The following is a 19,381-nucleotide window of genomic DNA, read 5'->3' on the forward strand; positions in this document are numbered from 1 at the left end:
GATAACGAGATGGTTTCACTCGCATCGGCTCGGTATCCAGCTCGGCCTATGGGAACAAGGGATATGACTGACATCGGTTTCGCGCACGCATCCGGGGTCACGGTGCACACCGTGCCCGCCGCCTTCCAGCAAACCGCCGCGTTGCGGCCCGACCAGATCGCCTTGCGCACGGTCGGTGGCACCCAGGAGATCACCTGGGCCGAGTATGCGACGAGGGTGCGTGCACTGGCCGCGGGGTTGGCCAAGCTCGGTGTGCGCCGCGGCGACACGGTCGGCATCATGCTCACCAACCGTCCCGAGTTCAACCTGATCGACACCGCGGCCCTGCACCTGGGCGCCGTGCCGTTCTCGGTGTACAACACCAGTTCCACCGACCAGATCGCGCACGTGTTCGCCAATGCGGGCAACAAGGTGGTCATCACCGAGCAGGCGTTCCTCGACACCCTGCGCGCGTCGGGGATCTCGGTCGAGCACACGGTCGTGGTCGACGGCACCGCCGAGGGCACCGTCACCTTGGCTCAGCTCGAATCCGATCCCGAACCGGACTTCGATTTCGACGCGGCCTGGCAGGCGGTGCAGTCCGGCGATTTGGCCACCCTGATCTACACCTCCGGCACCACCGGCCCGTCCAAAGGTGTCGAGCTCACCCAGAGCAATGTGATCGCCCAGGTCGCCGGCCTGGTCTCGGGTCCGCTGCCGGTCGGTTTCGACGACCGTGCCGTGTCGTATCTGCCCGCCGCCCACGTCGCCGACCGCATCTCCGCGCACGCGATGAGCCTGCTCACCGGCATCCAGATCACCACTGTCACCGACCCGCGCGAGATCGCAGCCGCCCTGCCCGATGCCCGACCGACGGTGTTCTTCGGCGTGCCGCGGGTGTGGCAGAAGATCAAGGCCGGTATCGAGAACAAACTCGCCGTCGAGCCGAGCCCGGTCAAGAAGGCGCTCGCGAACTGGGCGATCGGTGTCGGTGTCGCGCAGGCCAAGGCCAAGCTGGCCGGTGAGAGCTCACTGCTGCTCGGCGTACAGCACAAGATCGCGGACGCGTTGGTGCTGTCCAAGCTGCGCGAGGCGCTCGGATTCGCCGAGCTGAAGGTCGCCGCGTCCGGTGCCGCGCCGGTGCCGCCGGAGACCCTCGAATACTTCCTCGGCCTCGGCTTCGCCGTGAGCGAGGTGTGGGGGATGTCCGAAACCGCGGGCGTGGGCACCTTCACCGAGATCGACAAGCCGCGCCCCGGCTCGGTCGGACGCGTCATGGACGGTGTGGAGCTACGTCTGGACGCCGACGGCGAGGTCCTCATCCGTGGCCCGATCATCACCCCCGGCTACCGCAACATGCCCGACAAGACCGCCGAAGCGATCGACGACGCGGGCTGGCTGCACACCGGCGACATCGGCACCCTCGACGCCGACGGCTATCTGCGCATCGTCGATCGCAAGAAGGAACTCATCATCAGTGAAGCGGGCAAGAACATCGCCCCCTCCAATATCGAGAACGCCATGAAGGCGGCCTCGTCGATGATCGGCCAGGCCGTCGCGATCGGCGAGGCCCGCGCCTACATCACCGCCCTGATCATGCTCGATCCCGATGTCGCGGCCTTGCGCGCCAAGGACTTCGGCGCCACCGACGCCACCCACGCGGAGCTGGCCCGGCGCAAGGAGATCGTCGACGAGGTCAAAGAAGCGGTGCTGGCGGGCAACCGCAAGCTCTCCCGGGTGGAGCAGATCAAGCGTTTCGTGATCGTGGAGAACCTGTGGGAGCCCGGCGGTGACGAGCTGACCCCGAAGATGTCGCTCAAGCGCACCCCGATCTCGAACAAGTACGCCGAGACCATCACCCAGCTCTACGCCGCGACCCCGCCCGAGCATGTCGTCAACGTGAAGTAGTGACGAAAACAGCGGTGGCCCTGGAAGTCTCAGGGCCACCGCTGTTGTGTGTTGTCAGTTCTGTTCGTAGGTGCCGATCAGGGTGGCCCTGGCCAGGGTGTGGGAGAACAGGTTGAACCCGAGATAGGCGGGCGACGCGTCGGTTCCGACCTCGAGTGCGGGGACATCGACAGCGTGTACGACCACGAAATACCGGTGTGGCCCATGGCCTTTCGGCGGTGCCGCGCCGACGAAGCCGGGAAAACCACCGTCGTTGCGCAAGCTCACCGCACCGGCGGGCAGGTTCCCACCTTCGCTGCCCGCGCCGGCATCGAGGGTGGTGACCGACGCCGGAATATCGGCCACGGCCCAATGCCAGAACCCGGACGCGGTCGGTGCGTCGGGGTCGTACACCGTCACCGCGAAACTCTGGGTGCCCTCGGGGAATCCCGACCAGCTCAGCTGCGGCGAGATGTCCTTGCCGCCTGATCCGAAGACCCCCGACACCTGATCGTTGGCCAACGGCTGACCGTCGGTGATATCGGCCGAAGTGACGGTGAACGACGGCACCGTCGGCAGCGCGTCATACGGGTTGTAGCTCATAAAGGACCTTTCCAGTCGAGGTCAGCTGTGCAGAAGGAAGTGTTCCAGCACCCGGGTGCCGAATTCCAGTGATTGCACCGGAACCCGCTCGTCCACCCCGTGGAACAGGGCAGTGAAGTCCAGCTCGGGCGGCAACTGCAGCGGCGCGAAGCCGAAGCAGCGGATTCCCAAGCGCGCGAACGCTTTCGCGTCGGTGCCGCCGGAGAGCATGTAGGGCACGGTGCGCCCGTTGGCGTCGTGGGCCAGCACCGCGTCGTTCATGGCGTCGACGAGGTGGCCGTCGAACGTGGTCTCGTAGGAGTCGAGCTTGGTGATCCATTCCCGCTCCACGTCGGGTCCGATCAGCTCGTCGACCTCGCGTTCGAACGCGGCCTGCCGTCCCGGGACCACTCGGCAGTCGATCACGGCCTCGGCGGTCTGCGGGATGACGTTGGCCTTGTATCCGGCCTGCAGCATGGTCGGGTTCGCGGTGTCGCGCAGGGTGGCGCCGATGATGCGCGAGATGGTGCCCAGTTTGGCGAGCTGGCCTTCGATATCCGGTCCGTGCGGGTCGAATGCCAGCCCGCTCTCCTCGCTCACCGCGGCGAGGAATTCGGCCACCGAATCCGAGAGCACCACCGGGAAGGTGTGGCGGCCCAGGCGCGCGACGGCTTCGGCGAGGATGGTGACGGCGTTGTCCTCGTGCAGGAACGATCCGTGTCCGGCGCGGGCCTTGGCGCGCAACCGCATCCAGCCCAGGCCCTTCTCCGCGGTCTCGACCAGGTAGAGCCTGCGTTCGGTGCCGTCGGGGCGTGGCACGGTCAGGGAGAACCCGCCGACCTCACCGACCGCCTCGGTGACACCGTCGAACAGGTCGGGCCGGTTGTCGGCCAGCCATTGCGAGCCCCATTTGCCGCCGTTCTCCTCGTCGGCCAGGAACGCGAACACCAGATCCCGTGGCGGGACCGTGCCTTCGGCTTTGAACTGGCGGGCCAGGGCGAGCGTCATCCCGACCATGTCCTTCATATCGATCGCGCCGCGCCCCCACACGTACCCGTCGCGCACCGCACCCGAGAACGGGTGCACGCTCCAATCGGCGGCCTCGGCCGGTACCACGTCGAGGTGCCCGTGGATCATCAGCGCACCGCGGCTGGAATCGGCGCCCTTCAACCGTGCGAACACGTTTCCGCGTCCGGGCGCACCCGACTCGACGTATTCGGTCTCGTAGCCGACCTCGTGCAATTGCTGCGCCACCCACTCGGCGCACTCCTTCTCACCTTTGGTGGTGGCCAGCTCGCCGGTGTTGGAGGTGTCGAACTGGATCAGTTTGCTGACCAGCTCCACCACCTCGTCCTCCGCGCGGGACCGCCCGTTCGAACCAGAATTCTCGCCAGATGCCGACACGCCCCCTTTCCTACCACCATTCGCGCACCCCTCGCGCCACCTGCCCTGCTCGCAACGCTTGCGCCGCTGCTCGCTGCCACAGACTCGGGGTGAGCAGAACTCCGCCGGATCCTCCTTCGCGGCCGCCGTCAGCGGAGGACGAATTCGCCTGCGTCCCCGTCGCGTGCTTGGCTGGCGCGGTGAGAGCGCAGATTGTTCGGGGCGGTGTCCGCCTGGTGGCAGCGACGGCGACGCTGGCCGCGGCCGCGGGGGTGGCCTTGCATTTCACCCGGTGGCCGGCCGAACCACTGGTCCTGGCAGCGTCGGGGGCGCCCTATCTGATGGGCGGTGCGGTACTCGGCATCGTCGGTTTCGCGGCGACCAGGCAGTGGATCGCGACCGGGGTGGCAGTGGTGGTGGCGGGCGCGGGGATCGCGACCCAGGTGCCGCTGTATGTGGCCCAGACCGGTGGTGACGGGCAGCCGATCATGGCGATGCAGGCCAATCTGCTTTTCGACGGTGCTGATCCGAGCGCGCTCGTCGACCAGGTGCAGGCCCGTGACATCGCGATTCTCACCGTCAACGAGCTCACCCGCCCGGCCGCCGAGGCCCTGTCCGGTGCCGGCTTGGACCAACTGCTGCCATACCGGTACCTCGCTCCGGGTCAGACGGCCAGCGGCACCGGCATCTGGAGCCGATTCCCGTTGTCGGACACCGTGGAATACGACGGCTACGTCCTCAACCAGATCTCGGCGACCGCCACCGTCCCCGAGATCGGACCGGTCGCGGTCTACGCCTTCCACCCGGTCCCGCCCGTTTACGACACCGGCGTCTGGGCCGACGAACTCGCCCGCCTCCACGAAATTCTGCGCCGGTCCCCCACTGACCGCCCCGCGATCGTCGGCGGCGATTTCAACGCCACCTATGACCATGCCCGTTTCCGCGCCATGGCATCCGGGCGTTTCGCCGATGCCGCGGTCCAGGCTGGTGCGGGGCACCTGGTCACCTACCCGACCGACAAGGCCATTCCACCGCTGGTGGGCATCGACCATTTCCTGCTCGCGAAGGCACGGGCCACCACTGTCGAAACGGTCGCCCTTCCCGGCGCCGATCACCGAGCGCTGGTTGCCCGGATCGTCCTCACAGCTGACCGTTAGACACCCGGTATTCGGCTGTCGCAGAGCACTTTTCCTCAAGAGGGAGGCGACCCGGCGCACCGTGGTGGGGCGGTCACCACTATCGTTCGGCGCTACGTTCGGCCAAGCGCACTCGCCACTGTTCCATCGCCTGCCGCAGTGCCGCACCGACGATGGCGACGAACTCGGCGGATTGTTCGAAGCGGGCACCGGCGGGAGTGTCGGGGCCGAGGATCTCGACTCCGCGCCGGGTCATGGCGGACAACGAGTTCTGCATCTGGACCGAGGCGACGAGGTTGCGTAGCCAGATGTCGTCGACGGCGCGTTCCCCTACGACTGGCTCGACGAGGCGATGGAGTTGCGGATTCGCAAGCTGTTCAAGCGTTTGAGCTGGGTGTTGCCGTTGGCTCGCCCGACGGGTCTCGCACCCCGGCTGACCGCGCAGCAGCAGGCCGACAGCAATATCGAACTCGGCAAGCTCTCCAGCGTCGCCGCACTGAGCCCGGTACTCGATGCCACCACCGCCCCGGTGCGCTACGTGGTCGCTTCGGGAACCTCGTTCGGCAGCCGTGGCGGCGAGCAGGAGAAGATCCGCGCCGGCCTCGACGCGGTGCTCGACCGCAACCCCAACATTCGTATCAGCGCCAAGGTCGCCAGCAACCACGGTGCGATCCTGCGCAAGGACTTCCGCGCCATCGCCGACGCGGTCCGCGAGATCGAGACCATCACCTCGACGACCCCTGACTCAGATCCCGAGGAGCGAACCACCATGTCCGTTGACCTGATGTGACCCACAACACAGGTTGATGCTGTCAGGATTTCGGCGGCTGTCTCGTTCAGAAACCACGCGAACCAGACAGGAGCCACTCATGAAGCACCGCATCGTCGTCCTCGGGGCCGGTTACGCCGGGGCCTTCTCCGCCGGACTACTGGCCCGCCGACTCCATTCCGACGACTTCGAGATCACTGTCGTCAACGCCGACCCCGATTTCGCCGAGCGGTTGCGCAATCATCAGCTCGCCGCCGGGCAGGATCTGCCCCGGCGGCCGCTGGTGGAAGTGTTCGCGGGCACCGGCATCCGGCTTCACGTCGCCCGGGTGACCGGCATCGACGTCGAGCACCGGACTGTGACGGTCACCGACAGCGAAGGCATCGACACACTCGAATACGACACCCTGCTCTACTCGCTCGGCAGTACCGCCGACATCCACAGTGCCGCCGGCGCGGCCGAGCATGCCTTCCATGTGGCATCGCGCCCGGCAGCGCTGCGGTTGCGCGCCCGCCTGGACGAGCTGGGCGCGAAGGCGAAGGTCCTGGTGGTCGGCGGCAACCTGACCGCGATCGAGGCGGCCACCGAGATCGCCGAATCTCATCCCGAGCTGGCGGTCGGTCTCGTCACCCGCGGTGAGCTCGGTGGCTGGCTGGGCGACAAGGCCCGCGGCCACCTGCTCGCTGCCTGCGACCGGCTCGGCATCACGGTCGACGAGTACACCACCATCGAGCGGGTCGAGGCCGCGGGCGCCGTGGCCGCCGACGGCACCGTTTTCGCCGCCGCCGCGACGGTGTGGGCCGCCGGTTTCGCCGTGCAGCCGATCGCCGTGGCCAGCGGTCTGGCGGTGGAGCCCAACGGACAGATCACCGTCGACCGGCAGATGCGCTCGGTCTCGCACCCCGAGGTCTATGTCGCCGGTGACAGCGCCTTCGTCATCGGCGACAACGGTTTGCCGTTGCCGATGTCGTGCGCTTCCGCGGGATTCACCAGCATGCAGGCCACGGCCACGATCGTCGGAGAACTGACCGGGCGCACGATCTCGACGACCTCGCTGTCGTATGTGGGCAACCACATCAGCCTCGGCCGCAAGGACGGGATCTTCCAGGTCGTCGACGGTGACGCGCGATCGAAGTCCTGGGCCCTGCGTGGGCGCACGGCCGCCCGCCTCAAAGCCGCGATCCTCGGGGTCAACCCGTGGAGCCTGAGCCACCCGACCTTCGGCATGCCGAGTCGCCGGTACCGCGCGAACACCGATCGACCCCACGACGTGGTCGCGACCTAGAGTCGTGCTCATGGACACTGCCACCGTGGCGCGTTTCGAGGCCAGCCGTCACCGGCTGGCCTCGATCGCCTACCGTCTGCTCGGCTCGGCCGCCGACGCCGAGGACACGGTCCAGGACGCGTTCCTGCGGTGGCAGGCCGCCGATCGCGACTACGTCGAGGTGCCGGAGGCGTGGCTGACCAAGATCGTCACCAACCTGGCGCTGGACCGGCTCCGTTCGGCGAAGACGCGCCACGAGCGCGCGGTCGGCACCTGGATGCCCGAACCGCTGCTCGACGGTGACCCGATGCTCGGCCCCGCCGACACCGTCGAGCAGCGCGAATCGGTGACTCTGGCGGTACTGACGCTCATGGAACGGCTCTCACCGACCGAGCGCGCGGTGTATGTGCTGCACGAGGCCTTCGCGTACCGGCATGCCGAGATCGCCGAGATCCTCGACCTCACCGTCTCCGCGAGTCAGCAACACCTCCACCGCGCGCGTGGGCGAATCACCGTCGCGCGCACCGGTACCGATCTCGATCACAGCGCCGCGCGTCGCGTCGTCGAAGCGTTCGTCGATGCCGCGACCTCGGGTCGCACCGATCGGCTGGTCGCGCTACTGACTGACGATGCGACCGGGATCTCCGACGGTGTCGGGGGGCTGGCCACCAAGCTGATCCGGTACGCGAGCCCGCAGCGCCTGGCCGGCGCGGTGCGGGCCGGGTTCGCACCGACGGAAGCCAAGCGCCGCCTCGCCGGTGGCTCACCCTCGATCCATGCCGTCGTGGTCAACGGCTGCCCGGCCGTGCTCGTCACCCTCGGCGATCGAGTCCTCGGCGTCGCGATCCTGGAGATGCGCGCGGACAAGATCGCGGGCATGCGCAGCATCGCCGCACCGCACCGGCTGGGCCGTATCACCGACGCGTGGGCGCGGAGCGAACATGACGCTCCGCTGGTCGAATCGTGGTGATCGGCCGTGCCTGTCGAGCTCAGCGACGTTCCGCGACGCCGAGGGACAACGCCGCCAGGGCTTTCGGGGCGCCGGGCTGGTAGAACCGGTCGAGGTCGGTGATCTCGAAGCCCGCGTCGATGATCAGGCCGACGATGTCGCGATTGAGGTGACAGCCGCCGGCGATCTTCTGCTGGATCGGGTCGAGCCGGTGCTGCCAGATCTGTACCGACTCCTCCGGCGCGAGTCCGTGTTCGACGAAGTGCAGGGTGCCACCGGGTCGCAGCACCCGGCGGATCTCGGCGAGTGCGGTCGCGACATCGGGGATGGTGCACAGGGTGAAGGTGGACAGGGCGGTGTCGAAACCGGCGTCGGGAAACGGCAGCGACTGACCGTCCAGGCCGGCGCGTTCGATCGGAATCGAGCTCGCCGCAACACGTTTGGCCCCGATGTTCCAGGCTGTCTGCGCGGGCTCGACCCCGGCGACCCGCTCCACCGCGGCGGGATAGAACCCAATGTTGTTGCCCGACCCGAAGCCCACTTCGAGCACGGTGCCGTGTAATCCGGCGCAGGTTCGCTCGCGCAGCGGCCCGTTCTGGGCGACGCCGCAGACTTTGTCGACGAGGTGCGGGAGGATCCGATCGGTATAGAAGCCCATCCGTCGATCATCCTCCCGCCGTCACCGGCGGTCGAGCTTCAGCCGAGTCGTCGGTGGAAGACCTCGGTGCTCGCGCCCGAGGCGGGGTCGACGGTGAGCACTGTCAGGTTCACCGAGTCCGCGGTCAGGTCCATCACCATGAACCCCAGTTCGTGCTGGGTCTCGAACAGCGCACTGTGCCCACCGGTGGTCAGATGCGGCTGACCGCCCGCGGTCTTGCCCGCCGCGCCCGACACGATCTGGCGGGTGCCCTTGGTCGCCGGCGTCGGTTCGAGCACCTGCAGGGTGTGGTCGTGGCCCGAGAGCAGAAACGACACTTTGCCCAGCACATGGTCTTCGAAGAAGCGTTTGGCGTGGACGCCGTTGATCGGCTCCACCGGCAGACCCTCGTAATTGCCCGCGTCACCGTGCGGGCCGTTGCTGATGTAGGCCTGGTGTGTGCAGGCGATCTTCCATTGCGCGGTGGACTCGGCGAGCGCGGTGTCGAGCCAGGCGCGCTGCTCGTTCATGTACGGCCCGTCGACGGCCCAGTACGGGTCCAGGAACGGCGGGATGTAGGCCGCGAGGGGATTGATGTCGAGCACGAAGAACTCCACGACCGGGTTCTGTTCGGGCACGCGCACCGAGTAGTAGCGGCTCGGCATCCACCAGCGCGGCGACTTCGCGTGATAGGCCACCTCGAAGTTGCCACGGGCCAACCAGCCGCCGTCGCCGGGGAACACCGAGCTGGTGTCGTGGTTGCCGAGCACCATGGCCCACGGAAAGTCCAGTCCCGCATTGGGATTCTCGAATTTCGTGGCGAACTGTTCGTCGTCGGGGCCGTGGGGTCCGGTGTCGTAGATGTTGTCGCCCAGACCCACCGCGAGCGAGAACGGGCGGCGTGCGTGGAATTCTCGTGCCGCGTCGGCCACCGCCCACTGGGTGCGGGTGCCGGTGCCCGCGTCACCGGTGACCAGCACCCGGACGCTGCCCCCGGCCGGGGGCGCGAACTTGGGCACCTCGGCGGGCACCGCCGCCGCGGGCGTGAGCCCGACCAGCGACAATCCCGCGGCGACACCGGCGGCGCCCGCCAGAACTTCACGACGGCCGATTCCGGACGAGAACTGATCGTGCATGGTCACCTTCTGGGTTGTGGCTCTATTGGACAACTGACCTGATCGAAGCACAGTGACATGATCGCGACGCCGCCGCAGCCTAACGGGCGCACCGGCGAAGCGATCGTCGGCCTCGTGCGCATGTCGGCGAAGCGGGGCTTCGCCTAGACCGCGCACATCGATTGGATGACACCGCGCACGATCGGCGCGCCGTAGTCGGTCGGCGCGAACACCAGTTTCTGCACGATCGACAGCGGCGTGGTGACCGTGTCGGCCACTCCGGCGAACCCGGCGACGCTGGTGCCCGCCGAGAACAGCAGGCTGGTGATGTCGAGGGTCAGGGTCGCGAGGTCGAAGGCGTTCTCGACCTGGACCTGCGCCAGCGGCACCGTGTCGAGCGCTGTGCCCGCGGCGAGGTCGGCACCGAGGTTGGCCAGGAAGGTCAGCGGACCCAGATCCAGGGCCTCGACCAGCGGGCCCAGGTCGTCGGCGCGACGCATCAGCATCACCTTGGCCACCCGGTTGCTCGCCAGGAACTCCTGCAGCGCGTCGGCGGCCTCGTGCATCGCGACGTGGTCCAGGGCCACGGCCCCACTGTCGAGGAAGGCCCGTGCGCGCTCCACGACCGCGGCCAGGGTCAGTTCGGCGACAGGCGTGCAGGTGCCGTCGGCGTTCATGACCAGCGCGGCCAGGTCTTCGATCGGCTGGGGTACGTGCACGGGCTCGATGACGGGTTCGCCGAGTTCGAGCGGCGGGTACACATTCGGCGCCACACAGCCCGCGTCGATCGAGTCCTGCACCGCGCGCGCCAGCGCCTTGGTCCCGGTGAACATCGCACCGACCACCGGCTTGAGGAATATCCCGACGGTGGGCACCATGCCCGCGACGAGTTTGGCCGGGATCTTGACGATGCCGGTCGCCAGGATGAATACCTCGATGGCGTCGTTGACGGTCAACTGCGAGACCGACATCGTCTCGTCGATGCGCCCGGTGCGCACCGCGTCCAGGCCGTTCACCAGGTAGGTGACGATCGGATCGTCGAGTTCGGCGGGCCGCGTGCCGACCTGCTCGGGGTGCATGGGCAGCCCGTCGCGATGCACCCGCAGCGCGGCGATCCCGGCCCGGAAATCGGCGACCTGCTGGTCGTAGGCGAGCAACTGCGCGGGCCCGACGGTGCCGCGCAGCACCGATGCCGCGGCGGTCACCACATCGTCGAAAGTCGGTGCGCCGCTGACGCACAGGGTCGCGCCGTCGCTGATCGGCGTCGCGGCCAGCGTCTGGGAAGCCTCCGCCTGTGCGGTGCCGGGTACGAGCATCATGCCCGTCACAAGGGCCAGTGCGGTGAACGAACCGACGCAGGGCGTGACGCGGCGGGGCAGGGGTATTCGCATGCGCGGTGATCTCCGACCAGAGGGCGACAGGGTGAATCGTGCGATCCGAACCTATTGCCGCCTGGTTTCCGAAACATCCCCGTTCACATGAACACTTGCCCAACTTGGACATACGTTCAGTTTACGTCGGGTAACTCAACTGTTCCCTGACGCGGCTGACCTGCGCCGCTCGATCCGATCCTCGAGCAGGTCCGCCAAGTCGCTGACGACGACGTCGGCGCCCACAGCCCGCAACGCCGCCGCTCCGATCCCCCGGTCGACCCCGATCACCCGAAATCCGCCCCGACGCCCCGCCTCGACCCCCGCCACCGCGTCCTCGATCACCACCGTGCGCACCGGGTCCACCCCCAAAACTTGTGCGGCCGTAAGGAACATGTCCGGTGCCGGTTTGCCCGCGAGGTGTTCGTCCTGGGCGACGACACCGTCCACGACCACCGCGAACCTGTCCAGCAGACCCGCCGTGCCCAACACCAGCACCGCGTTGCGCGAACTCGACACCACCGCCATCGGGATACCGGCCGCGTCGAGCGCGTCGAGCAGACGCAACGACCCGGCGAACACCTCGACGCCGTCGCTGCCGATGATCTCGGTGAAGCGAATGTTCTTGCGGTTGCCCAGCCCGTACACGGTCTGGGCCTCGGGCGGATCCGCCGATGTCCCGTCAGGCACTGTCACACCACGGGAGCCGAGCACCGACCGCACCCCGGCCGCGCGCGCCTTGCCGTCCACCAGCGCGAAGTAGTCGGAGTCGGTGTAGGGGGCCGCTTCGGGGGCGACCCTCGGCAAGAACTCGGTGAACAGCGCCGACCACGCCCGCCGGTGCACCGCCGCGGTGTCGGTGAGCACGCCGTCGAGATCGAACAGCACTGCCTGCGCGTCGAAGACGCCCGTCATGAGGCCTCGACCTCGACCACGACACCGGGTTGCAGCGTCACCGGCTTGCCCCACACGGTGATCTGCGCGGCGGGTCCGTCGCCGACCAGCTCGAATCGCGCGTCCCGGTTCCCGAGGTCGGCGCGCACCGTGCGCCCGCGCCAGTGCACCGAGAACCGTAAGCGTTGCCACGATGTCGGCAGCGCGGGCGCGAAACGCAACCCGTCGGCGGTGGCCCGAAAGCCCCCGAAGCCGTGCGTGGCGACCTGCCAGGTGCCCGCCGCCGACGCGATGTGAATCCCCTCTTCGGTATTGCCCTGGTTGTCGTCGAGGTCGACGAACGCCGAGCGCCCGAAATACCTTTCCGCCGTGCGGGAATCGCCCACCTGCAAACCCACGATGGCATGGATCGACGGGCTCAGCGAGGACTTGTGCAGCGTGCGCTGCTCATAGAACTCGTAGTTCAGCCGCCGGGTTTCCAGCGAATATTCGTCGGGCAGCATATGCAGCAGCATCACCACATCGGGCTGTTTGAGCAGTGAGGTGGCCTCGCAGTCGAAAGGGGCGTAACCGAGCGGGTATCGCGGCATATCGTTGTCGTCCCATTCGACGATGGGCACGACCGTGCGCTCGAAATAGCCGTCGAACTGTTCGATGACACCGCAGTCGGGATCGGTCGGTGCCCGCAGCCGGGCCGCGGCGGCGAGCCACTGCGCCGGTTCACCCTCATCGAGCCCGATCGAGGCCATGAGCTCGCCCAGCTGTTCGGGCCGTTCTCGCGACATCCGCTCGTAGACCGCCGCCGCCTGCTGCAGATGCCAGTGCACCAGCTTGTTGGTGAACGCGTTGTTGTCGACGTGGGAGTGGAACTCGTCCGGTCCCATCACCATCCGGATCACGAGCCGGTCGCCCTCCTCGGCGCACCGCTGCACCCAGAAGCGGGCCGTCTCGAACAGGATCTCGGCGCCCTCACCGAACAGATAGTCGTCGTCGCCGGTGACGGTGGCGTAGCGCATGATCGCGTAGGCCACATCGGCGGTGATGTGGAGTTCCTCTTCGCGGGTGTAGAAACGGTCCTTGCCGTCGGGGGTGTACTGCGGACATTCCTCGCGTCCGGTGTCGGCCGATTCCCACGCGAAGCGCGCGCCTCCGGTTCCGTTGTCGGCGGCCACTTCCCGCGCACCGGGCAGGGTGTGGTGACGGTAGCCCAGCAACGCGCGGGCGGCGCGCGGCCGGGTGAACAGGAAGAACGGCAGCAGCATCACCTCGGTATCCCAGAAGACATGGCCCCGATAGCCTTCGCCGGACAGCGCTTTCGCGCCGATGCTCACGGTCGGGTCATCGGGGTCGGCGGCGATGAGCAGGTGATAGATCGCGAACCGCAGCGCCTGGGTGACCCGATCGTTGCCTAGCACTTCGCAATCGGCGACGGCCCATACCTGATCCCACGCCGCCTGGTTCGCCGCCGCGGCGGCATCGAAGGAGCTCGTCCGCGCGAGGGTGGCCATTGCGCGCTCCCGCGGCGGTGTCAGCGCCCGGTAGTCGCGGCTGGTGGCGATCCCGACCAGCTTGTCGACCCGCGCGGATTCGCCCGCGCCGGTGTCGAATTCCCATTCCATCTCGATGGCGTCGTGTCGGCACCGTTGCCGACGCCGCCGACCGGTTGCCGAGCAGGTGAAGGCATAGGCCAGATCCACCCCGCTGTCGATGGTGCGGCTCTCGACGATACCGACTTCACCGGCGAATCCCGCACCGACCGACACCAGGTGGGTGGACTTGGCCCACTTGTCCCACTTGCGTTCATGGCCGAACGTGGCCTGCTCGCGATAGGTCGGTAACCGTTCGAGGTTGCGCCGGTTGGCATCGATACCGGTTCGCACCGTCACCGTTCCCGCCCGATCCAGACAGCTCACCTCGATCCGCAGACAGCACAGGTCACGATCGGCGGTACTGGCGAACCGTTGGGTCCGCAGCCGGACCCGCGCACCGTCGGACAGCGCGAACACGGTGTCGCGGTGCAGAACTCCGTGGCGCAGATCCAGTTCACGACGGTGCTCGATGATCCGCGCCGACTCGGTGTCCAGGCGCACGCCGTCGACGAAGACCTCGCTGTCGAGCCAATCCGGCGCGTTCACCAGATCGATGACCGGCGAGTCGTGAGCGTCGTAGACACCGGCGAGGAAGGTGCCCGGCAACGCTCCGGTGTGGCGTTCCTCGAGCGAGCCTCGGGCTCCGAGGCGCCCGTTGCCGACGGTGAAGATCGACTCGAAGTAGTTGGCGCGCGCGGGGTTCCAGCCGTCCTCGACCACCGACCAGTTCGCCGGGGTGGGTCGGGCCTGTGCTCGCCGCGCGCCGTCGGGACCGAGAAGATACATCGCTCTGCCTTCCTCGTCGGGCGGGTGGGGTCAGGCGCCGGCGGTGGGGCGTTCGAAGCCGGTGGCTTCGTCCATGTCCTCGAGGGTCATCCCCTTGGTCTCGGGCACGAACTTGGCGACGAAACCCAGCGAGAGCAACGCGAACACCGCGTACATCCCGTAGGCGAACCCGAGCGAGAATGTCTTCAGGCTGGGGAAGGAGACGGTGATCGCCCAGTTCGCCGCCCACTGACCCGCCGCGGCCAGCGACAGCGCGGCGCCCCGGATCCGGTTGGGGAACATCTCACCGAGCAGCACCCACACGACCGGGCCCCAGCTCATGCCGAAGAAGACGACGAACAGGTTGGCCGCGACCAGTGCGATCGGGCCCAGCGCGCCGTTGAGGTGCGGTTCCATGACGCCTTCGGCGTCGGGCACCTGATCGGCACTGCCGAAGCAGATCGCCATCGTGGCCAGTGTGACGGTCATGCCGATCGAGCCGGTCAGCAGCAGTGGTCTGCGCCCGACCTTGTCGATGAGCATGATCGCGACGATGGTGGTGGCGATGTTGACCACCGAGGTGAACACGCTGATCTGGAACGACGCGGATTCCTCGAAGCCGACGGCCTCCCACAGCACGTTCGAGTAGTAGAAGATCACGTTGATGCCCACCGCCTGCTGGAACACCGACAGCATCAAACCCACCCAGACCACCGGGTAGAGCCCGCCCGTGGGACGGCGTAGGTCCTTCCAGGACGGTTTGGTGTCGCTGCGCAAGCTCTCCTCGATGCGGCCGATCGTGAGCTCGAGGTTCTTCTCGCCGAACAGCATCGACAGCACGCGCCGTGCTTCGGGGATCTTGTGGGTGGCCACCAGGTAGCGCGGCGATTCCGGAATCGTGGAGGCCAGCACCCCGTAGACCACGGCGGGCACCACCATGGACAAGAACATCCACCGCCACGCTTCCAGCCCCCACCACAGCGTCTCGCTCGCACCGCCCGCGAGGTGGGCGAGCACGTAGTCCACCAGCAGTGCCAAGAAGATGCCGAGCACGATGGCGAGCTGCTGCAGGGACCCGAGCCTGCCGCGGATACGCGCGGGCGAGGTCTCGGCGATGTAGGCCGGGGCGATGACCGAGGCCACACCGACACCGACACCACCGATCACGCGGCCGATGACCAGGATCCAGACGTTGGGCGCGAAGGCGGTGACCACCGCGCTGATGAAGAACAGGACCGCGGCGATCTTCATCACCTTGAGCCTGCCGATGCGATCGGCGATCCGGCCCGCGGTCATCGCACCGGCGGCGGCACCGAGCAGCGCGGAGGCCACCGCGAAGCCGAGAACGGCGTCGGCGACATCGAATTCGGATTGGATCGCCGAGACCGCGCCGTTGATCACGGCACTGTCGAAGCCGAACAGCAATCCGCCCAGCGCCGCGACGGACGCGATCCGGATCACGCGGCTGCTCGATCCTTCGCCGTCGGAAGGGGCGGGCTGGGCGGTGAAGGCGCCTCCATCGTGCATAGGCTTCATCCTCTCCACGGCAGGCATCATTGCCTCGCGAGTAGCAGCGTGAATCAGCTCACAGTGTCCCCCGAATAGGGTGCCATCTGCAGGAACGCACGATATCGAGCCCATATCGCCGTGTTGCCGTCGTGGGAGTTTCGCTCCGGCGGGCACCGCGTGTTCATCTGAGCGACACGCACACCATTTAGCGTCGCAGGGATGACCGATGTCGAGATTCGCCCGATCCCCCGTGATGTCAGCGAGATCGCCGATCTCGCGACCGTCGTGAACCTGGCCGACACCACCGGATTCACCGTCGACGACAGCGACGACGACGATCCGATCCTGCTCACCGAACCCGGCGGGCTGCTCGTCGACACCTGGCGCGAGGGCTACCCCTACGACGAGCGCCTCTCCCGCCTGCAATACGACCTCGACAAGCGGCTGCTGCAGATCGAATTGCTGAAGTTGCAGAACTGGGTCAAGGCGACCGGTCGCCGCGTGGTCATCGTGTTCGAGGGCCGTGACGCCGCGGGCAAGGGCGGCACCATCAAACGGTTCATGGAGCACCTCAATCCGCGCGGGGCCAGGGTGGTGGCCTTGGAAAAGCCCTCTGTGCGCGAATCGACCCAGTGGTATTTTCAGCGCTATGTCGAGCACCTGCCCGCCGCGGGTGAGATCGTGCTGTTCGACCGTTCCTGGTACAACCGTGCCGGTGTCGAACGGGTGATGGGTTTCTGCACGCCGGAGCAGCATCGACGGTTCCTGGCGCAGGTGCCGCTGTTCGAGCGGATGCTCGTCGACGACGGCATCGACCTGGTCAAGTTCTGGTTCTCGGTGTCCCCACTCGAGCAGCGCACCCGCTTCGCCATCCGCCAGGTCGACCCGGTGCGGCACTGGAAGCTCTCGCCGATGGACCTGGCCTCACTCGACAAGTGGGATTCCTACACCGCGGCCAAAGAAGAGAACTTCGAGCACACCGATACCGACCACGCGCCGTGGATCGTGGTCAAGAGCAACGACAAGAAACGCGCCAGGCTCAACGCGATGCGGCATGTGCTGAGCGGGTTCGACTACGACAACAAAGATCTCGAGATCGTCGGCACCGCCGACCCACTGATCGTGGGCCGCGGGCGCGACGTCATCGGTTCCTGAACGTTCTAGCGGCTCAAGGCCACTCGGTGCGCTTGCAGCATCAGCGCGGCGAGTTCGTCGCGTTCGGACTCGTCGAGGACCTCGAAGCAGGGCGCGATCAGCTCGTCGGTCAACTTCTCCGCCGCCTCCCAGCGCACCCGCACATCGTCGGTGACCGTCTCGAACGGTTCGGCCCAGCCGAGAAATTTCGCGTGGCCGGGTCCGTCGTAGATCGGTGATCCCGCGACCAGGATCGCCTGCAGCGGGGTGAGCCCGTTGGCCATCACCGCGATCAGGTGCAGGCCGCCGCGGAGTTCGCGCAGCACGTGCGTGAGCTGCAAGACCGCGGCCCGTCCGTCCTCCGGCACCGGCAGCGCCCGCCACCCGGCGAACAACGGCACCCCGGTGCAGGGCGCGGCGTCGACCACGCGTCGCAGCAACTCGGCGAGCCGGTCGGCGTGTTCGAACGCGGCGAGCTTGCGCTGTCCGAAATCGCGACACGCGAGCATGTAGCCCTCCGCGGCGTCGGCGGCAGGCATCCGCACCGATTCCCACGCCGCCCGCACCCCCGCGGGTTCGAAGAATCCGAACGCCGCGGTCACGACATCGGCGTCGACATCACCGAGTACCCCGCCGCGCCCGCGCGTGTAGGCGCCCTGGAACCCGGCCACCCCGGTCGTATCCCCGAACACCCTGGCCTCGCGCGAGATCATGAATGCCCCACCGAGTTCGAGCACCTGCTGTTTGACCGCTGCCGACGTCATTCGTCTGCCACCTTCCGCTGTAGTCCACTCCAGGCAGACTTTAGCGTCCAATAGTCAGATGCGACAGCCCTTCGCCGCCACCACGACCGAAATCCCGTCGACCGCAGCATCCGACCAGTCCTACGCTGGAGCCCATGACCAACCAGCTCGTCGCGATCCTGTCCGGCGCCGGTGTCTCCACCGACAGCGGAATCCCGGACTACCGTGGCCCGGCGGGCCTGTGGCAGCGCGACCCCGACGCCCAGAAGCTGGTCACCTACGACTACTACATGGCCGATCCCGATATCCGCCGCCGATCCTGGCTGATGCGCGGCGAACACCCCGCCTGGCGCGCACAGCCCAACTCCGCGCACGAGGCCGTCACCGCACTGGCCGCGACCGGCACGGCGGTGCGCGTGATCACCCAGAACGTCGACGGGCTGCACCAGCTCGCCGGCCTGCCCGACCGCGAAGTCCTCGAATTGCACGGCAACGCCCGCTCCGTGCTGTGTACGTCCTGTGATGACCGCACCAGCACCGAGCAGGCCCTCGACCGGATCGCCGCGGGCGAACCCGACCCGGCCTGTCTGCGTTGCGGCGGCATCCTCAAAACCGCGACGGTCATGTTCGGCCAGGCACTGGATCCCGAGGTGCTCGGGCACGCCATGGCGATCGCCCAGGCCTGCACCGTTTTCATCGCCGTGGGCACCAGCCTGCAGGTCCAGCCCGCCGCGTCGCTGGCCGGTGTCGCCGCCGAACACGGTGCCCGCCTGATCATCATCAACGCCGAACCCACCCCCTACGACGACCTCGCCGACGAGATCATCCGCGAACCCATCGGCACCGCCCTGCCCGCCGTGCTGGCGACGCTGGCCGCGACCGGGGCCGAGCACCGCTAGGTCGCCCCCAGCGCTGTGCGCCGACACCCCTTAGGCTCGGGTGCATGACCGTCGACACCGGCATCGACAGCCGGAAGGTGTGGCTCACAGTCGAATTCGTCGCCCTGTTCTTCGGCCTGACCGGGTTGTACGCGGTGTTGCTGCGCGGTGTTGGCCCGTTGCCGTTCCTGCTGGTGATCACCGTCGGCATCGTGATCTACCTGCGCCGCACCGGTTTCGACCGCCAGCGCTTCTGGCGAGCCGACGCGCTGCGGCCCGCTCTGCCCGGCATCCTCGTGCTCTGGGCGGTCTCGGCGGTAGCCCTCGCTGCCGCGGTAGCCGTGCTGCGCCCCGATTTCCTGTTCGATCTGCCCCGCGAACGTCCGCTGATCTGGGTGCTGGTCCTGGTGTTCTATCCACTGGTCAGCGTCTATCCGCAGGAACTGCTTTTTCGCGCCTTCCTCTTCCACCGCTACGCCCCGGTCTTCGGCGACGGTCCGCGCATGATCGCCGCCAGCGCCACCGCGTTCGGCCTCGCCCATTTCATTGTCGGCAACTGGATCTCGGTGCTGTTGAGCGCCGCGGCGGGTGTTCTGTTCGCGATCCGGTACCAGCGAACCCGCTCGCTGCTCACCACCTCGGTGGAACACGCCCTGTACGGCATCCTGGTGTTCACGGTCGGCCTGGGCGACTTCTTCTATCACGGCGCTGCGGCCTAGTACTCGTTGAACCATCGGTGCGTTGGCCTCGTATCACTGGGACAGGCCGAGCCCGCGGCCGCCATGCGATGACGGAGAC

Annotated in this window: 18 protein-coding genes; 8 read left to right on the top strand and 10 right to left on the bottom strand. The window is 67.6% G+C overall.

The genetic code is table 11. The annotated features are described in order from the left end of the window. The first annotated feature begins 63 nt into the window (after window positions 1-63). Entirely contained in the window at window positions 64-1,887 is a 1,824-nt protein-coding gene (locus ASD42_RS22620; protein WP_056820011.1) for an AMP-dependent synthetase/ligase, read from the top strand. Between the two features lie 54 nt (window positions 1,888-1,941). Here ASD42_RS22620 and ASD42_RS22625 read toward each other — a convergent pair whose 3' ends face one another. Further along, window positions 1,942-2,469 (bottom strand): YbhB/YbcL family Raf kinase inhibitor-like protein, encoded by a 528-nt coding sequence (locus ASD42_RS22625; protein ID WP_056820013.1) that lies wholly within the window; start codon window positions 2,467-2,469, stop codon window positions 1,942-1,944. A 21-nt stretch (window positions 2,470-2,490) separates the two neighbouring features. After that, window positions 2,491-3,852 (bottom strand): M20/M25/M40 family metallo-hydrolase, encoded by a 1,362-nt coding sequence (locus ASD42_RS22630; protein ID WP_084465284.1) that lies wholly within the window; start codon window positions 3,850-3,852, stop codon window positions 2,491-2,493. A 179-nt stretch (window positions 3,853-4,031) separates the two neighbouring features. On the opposite strand from ASD42_RS22630, the gene ASD42_RS22635 reads away from it, so the two are divergent. Further along, a complete protein-coding gene (locus ASD42_RS22635; protein WP_235569780.1) occupies window positions 4,032-4,988 on the top strand; it encodes an endonuclease/exonuclease/phosphatase family protein in 957 nt (318 codons plus the stop codon). A 79-nt stretch (window positions 4,989-5,067) separates the two neighbouring features. Here ASD42_RS22635 and ASD42_RS34500 read toward each other — a convergent pair whose 3' ends face one another. Beyond that, entirely contained in the window at window positions 5,068-5,244 is a 177-nt protein-coding gene (locus tag ASD42_RS34500) for a hypothetical protein (RefSeq protein ID WP_156677540.1), read from the bottom strand. 75 nt (window positions 5,245-5,319) lie between these two features. On the opposite strand from ASD42_RS34500, the gene ASD42_RS22640 reads away from it, so the two are divergent. The 3 genes from ASD42_RS22640 to ASD42_RS22650 all read left to right on the top strand — a co-directional run bounded on the left by ASD42_RS22640 (window position 5,320) and on the right by ASD42_RS22650 (window position 7,970). Next, window positions 5,320-5,757: a hypothetical protein gene (locus tag ASD42_RS22640; RefSeq protein WP_235569781.1), complete on the top strand. Its 438-nt coding sequence runs from the start codon at window positions 5,320-5,322 to the stop codon at window positions 5,755-5,757. A 79-nt stretch (window positions 5,758-5,836) separates the two neighbouring features. After that, window positions 5,837-7,021, top strand: a complete 1,185-nt coding sequence (locus ASD42_RS22645; protein ID WP_056820015.1) for an NAD(P)/FAD-dependent oxidoreductase — start codon at window positions 5,837-5,839, stop codon at window positions 7,019-7,021. A gap of 10 nt (window positions 7,022-7,031) precedes the next feature. Next, window positions 7,032-7,970: a sigma-70 family RNA polymerase sigma factor gene (locus ASD42_RS22650; RefSeq protein ID WP_056820018.1), complete on the top strand. Its 939-nt coding sequence runs from the start codon at window positions 7,032-7,034 to the stop codon at window positions 7,968-7,970. A gap of 19 nt (window positions 7,971-7,989) precedes the next feature. On the opposite strand, the gene ASD42_RS22655 is transcribed toward ASD42_RS22650, so the two are convergent. The 6 genes from ASD42_RS22655 to ASD42_RS22680 all read right to left on the bottom strand — a co-directional run bounded on the left by ASD42_RS22655 (window position 7,990) and on the right by ASD42_RS22680 (window position 15,846). Next, on the bottom strand, window positions 7,990-8,607 hold the full coding sequence (locus tag ASD42_RS22655) for a class I SAM-dependent methyltransferase (RefSeq protein WP_056820021.1): 618 nt from the start codon (window positions 8,605-8,607) through the stop codon (window positions 7,990-7,992). 38 nt (window positions 8,608-8,645) lie between these two features. Continuing rightward, window positions 8,646-9,722, bottom strand: a complete 1,077-nt coding sequence (locus ASD42_RS22660; protein WP_056820489.1) for a metallophosphoesterase — start codon at window positions 9,720-9,722, stop codon at window positions 8,646-8,648. 143 nt (window positions 9,723-9,865) lie between these two features. Next, entirely contained in the window at window positions 9,866-11,092 is a 1,227-nt protein-coding gene (locus ASD42_RS22665) for a hypothetical protein (protein ID WP_056820024.1), read from the bottom strand. Window positions 11,093-11,227: 135 nt separating this feature from the next. Then, the gene (locus tag ASD42_RS22670; protein WP_056820026.1) at window positions 11,228-11,986 is read right to left on the bottom strand and encodes an HAD family hydrolase; all 759 of its coding nucleotides are present in this window, start codon (window positions 11,984-11,986) and stop codon (window positions 11,228-11,230) included. Further along, complete coding sequence (locus tag ASD42_RS22675; protein WP_056820029.1) at window positions 11,983-14,340, bottom strand: glycoside hydrolase family 65 protein; 2,358 nt, start codon at window positions 14,338-14,340, stop codon at window positions 11,983-11,985. Before ASD42_RS22675 ends, ASD42_RS22670 begins: the two co-directional genes overlap by 4 nt. 30 nt (window positions 14,341-14,370) lie before the next feature. Then, a complete protein-coding gene (locus ASD42_RS22680) occupies window positions 14,371-15,846 on the bottom strand; it encodes a sugar porter family MFS transporter (RefSeq protein WP_056820033.1) in 1,476 nt (491 codons plus the stop codon). Window positions 15,847-16,047: 201 nt separating this feature from the next. On the opposite strand from ASD42_RS22680, the gene ppk2 reads away from it, so the two are divergent. Next, on the top strand, window positions 16,048-16,983 hold the full coding sequence (gene ppk2, locus ASD42_RS22685; protein WP_056820035.1) for a polyphosphate kinase 2: 936 nt from the start codon (window positions 16,048-16,050) through the stop codon (window positions 16,981-16,983). Between the two features lie 5 nt (window positions 16,984-16,988). Here the strand turns inward: ppk2 and ASD42_RS22690 are convergent, their stop codons facing one another. Further along, entirely contained in the window at window positions 16,989-17,726 is a 738-nt protein-coding gene (locus ASD42_RS22690; protein ID WP_056820038.1) for an SCO6745 family protein, read from the bottom strand. Window positions 17,727-17,860: 134 nt separating this feature from the next. Here ASD42_RS22690 and ASD42_RS22695 point away from each other — a divergent pair, with 134 nt between their 5' ends. Next, on the top strand, window positions 17,861-18,604 hold the full coding sequence (locus ASD42_RS22695) for an SIR2 family NAD-dependent protein deacylase (protein ID WP_056820041.1): 744 nt from the start codon (window positions 17,861-17,863) through the stop codon (window positions 18,602-18,604). Window positions 18,605-18,648: 44 nt separating this feature from the next. Beyond that, a complete protein-coding gene (locus ASD42_RS22700; RefSeq protein ID WP_056820044.1) occupies window positions 18,649-19,302 on the top strand; it encodes a CPBP family intramembrane glutamic endopeptidase in 654 nt (217 codons plus the stop codon). Window positions 19,303-19,381: the final 79 nt, after the last annotated feature.

Source organism: Nocardia sp. Root136 (assembly GCF_001427185.1).
GTDB classification, from domain to species: domain Bacteria; phylum Actinomycetota; class Actinomycetes; order Mycobacteriales; family Mycobacteriaceae; genus Nocardia; species Nocardia salmonicida.

Excerpts from the sequence above, each read along its gene's own strand:
- ASD42_RS22620 (WP_056820011.1), top strand. The coding sequence starts at position 64 with ATGACTGACATCGGTTTCGCGCACGCATCCGGGGTCACGGTGCACACC.
- ASD42_RS22625 (WP_056820013.1), bottom strand. The coding sequence starts at position 2,469 with ATGAGCTACAACCCGTATGACGCGCTGCCGACGGTGCCGTCGTTCACC.
- ASD42_RS34500 (WP_156677540.1), bottom strand. The coding sequence starts at position 5,244 with ATGCAGAACTCGTTGTCCGCCATGACCCGGCGCGGAGTCGAGATCCTC.
- ASD42_RS22640 (WP_235569781.1), top strand. The coding sequence starts at position 5,320 with ATGGAGTTGCGGATTCGCAAGCTGTTCAAGCGTTTGAGCTGGGTGTTG.
- ASD42_RS22645 (WP_056820015.1), top strand. The coding sequence starts at position 5,837 with ATGAAGCACCGCATCGTCGTCCTCGGGGCCGGTTACGCCGGGGCCTTC.
- ASD42_RS22650 (WP_056820018.1), top strand. The coding sequence starts at position 7,032 with ATGGACACTGCCACCGTGGCGCGTTTCGAGGCCAGCCGTCACCGGCTG.
- ASD42_RS22655 (WP_056820021.1), bottom strand. The coding sequence starts at position 8,607 with ATGGGCTTCTATACCGATCGGATCCTCCCGCACCTCGTCGACAAAGTC.
- ASD42_RS22660 (WP_056820489.1), bottom strand. The coding sequence starts at position 9,722 with ATGCACGATCAGTTCTCGTCCGGAATCGGCCGTCGTGAAGTTCTGGCG.
- ASD42_RS22665 (WP_056820024.1), bottom strand. The coding sequence starts at position 11,092 with ATGCGAATACCCCTGCCCCGCCGCGTCACGCCCTGCGTCGGTTCGTTC.
- ASD42_RS22670 (WP_056820026.1), bottom strand. The coding sequence starts at position 11,986 with ATGACGGGCGTCTTCGACGCGCAGGCAGTGCTGTTCGATCTCGACGGC.
- ASD42_RS22675 (WP_056820029.1), bottom strand. The coding sequence starts at position 14,340 with ATGTATCTTCTCGGTCCCGACGGCGCGCGGCGAGCACAGGCCCGACCC.
- ASD42_RS22680 (WP_056820033.1), bottom strand. The coding sequence starts at position 15,846 with ATGCACGATGGAGGCGCCTTCACCGCCCAGCCCGCCCCTTCCGACGGC.
- ppk2 (WP_056820035.1), top strand. The coding sequence starts at position 16,048 with ATGACCGATGTCGAGATTCGCCCGATCCCCCGTGATGTCAGCGAGATC.
- ASD42_RS22690 (WP_056820038.1), bottom strand. The coding sequence starts at position 17,726 with ATGACGTCGGCAGCGGTCAAACAGCAGGTGCTCGAACTCGGTGGGGCA.
- ASD42_RS22695 (WP_056820041.1), top strand. The coding sequence starts at position 17,861 with ATGACCAACCAGCTCGTCGCGATCCTGTCCGGCGCCGGTGTCTCCACC.
- ASD42_RS22700 (WP_056820044.1), top strand. The coding sequence starts at position 18,649 with ATGACCGTCGACACCGGCATCGACAGCCGGAAGGTGTGGCTCACAGTC.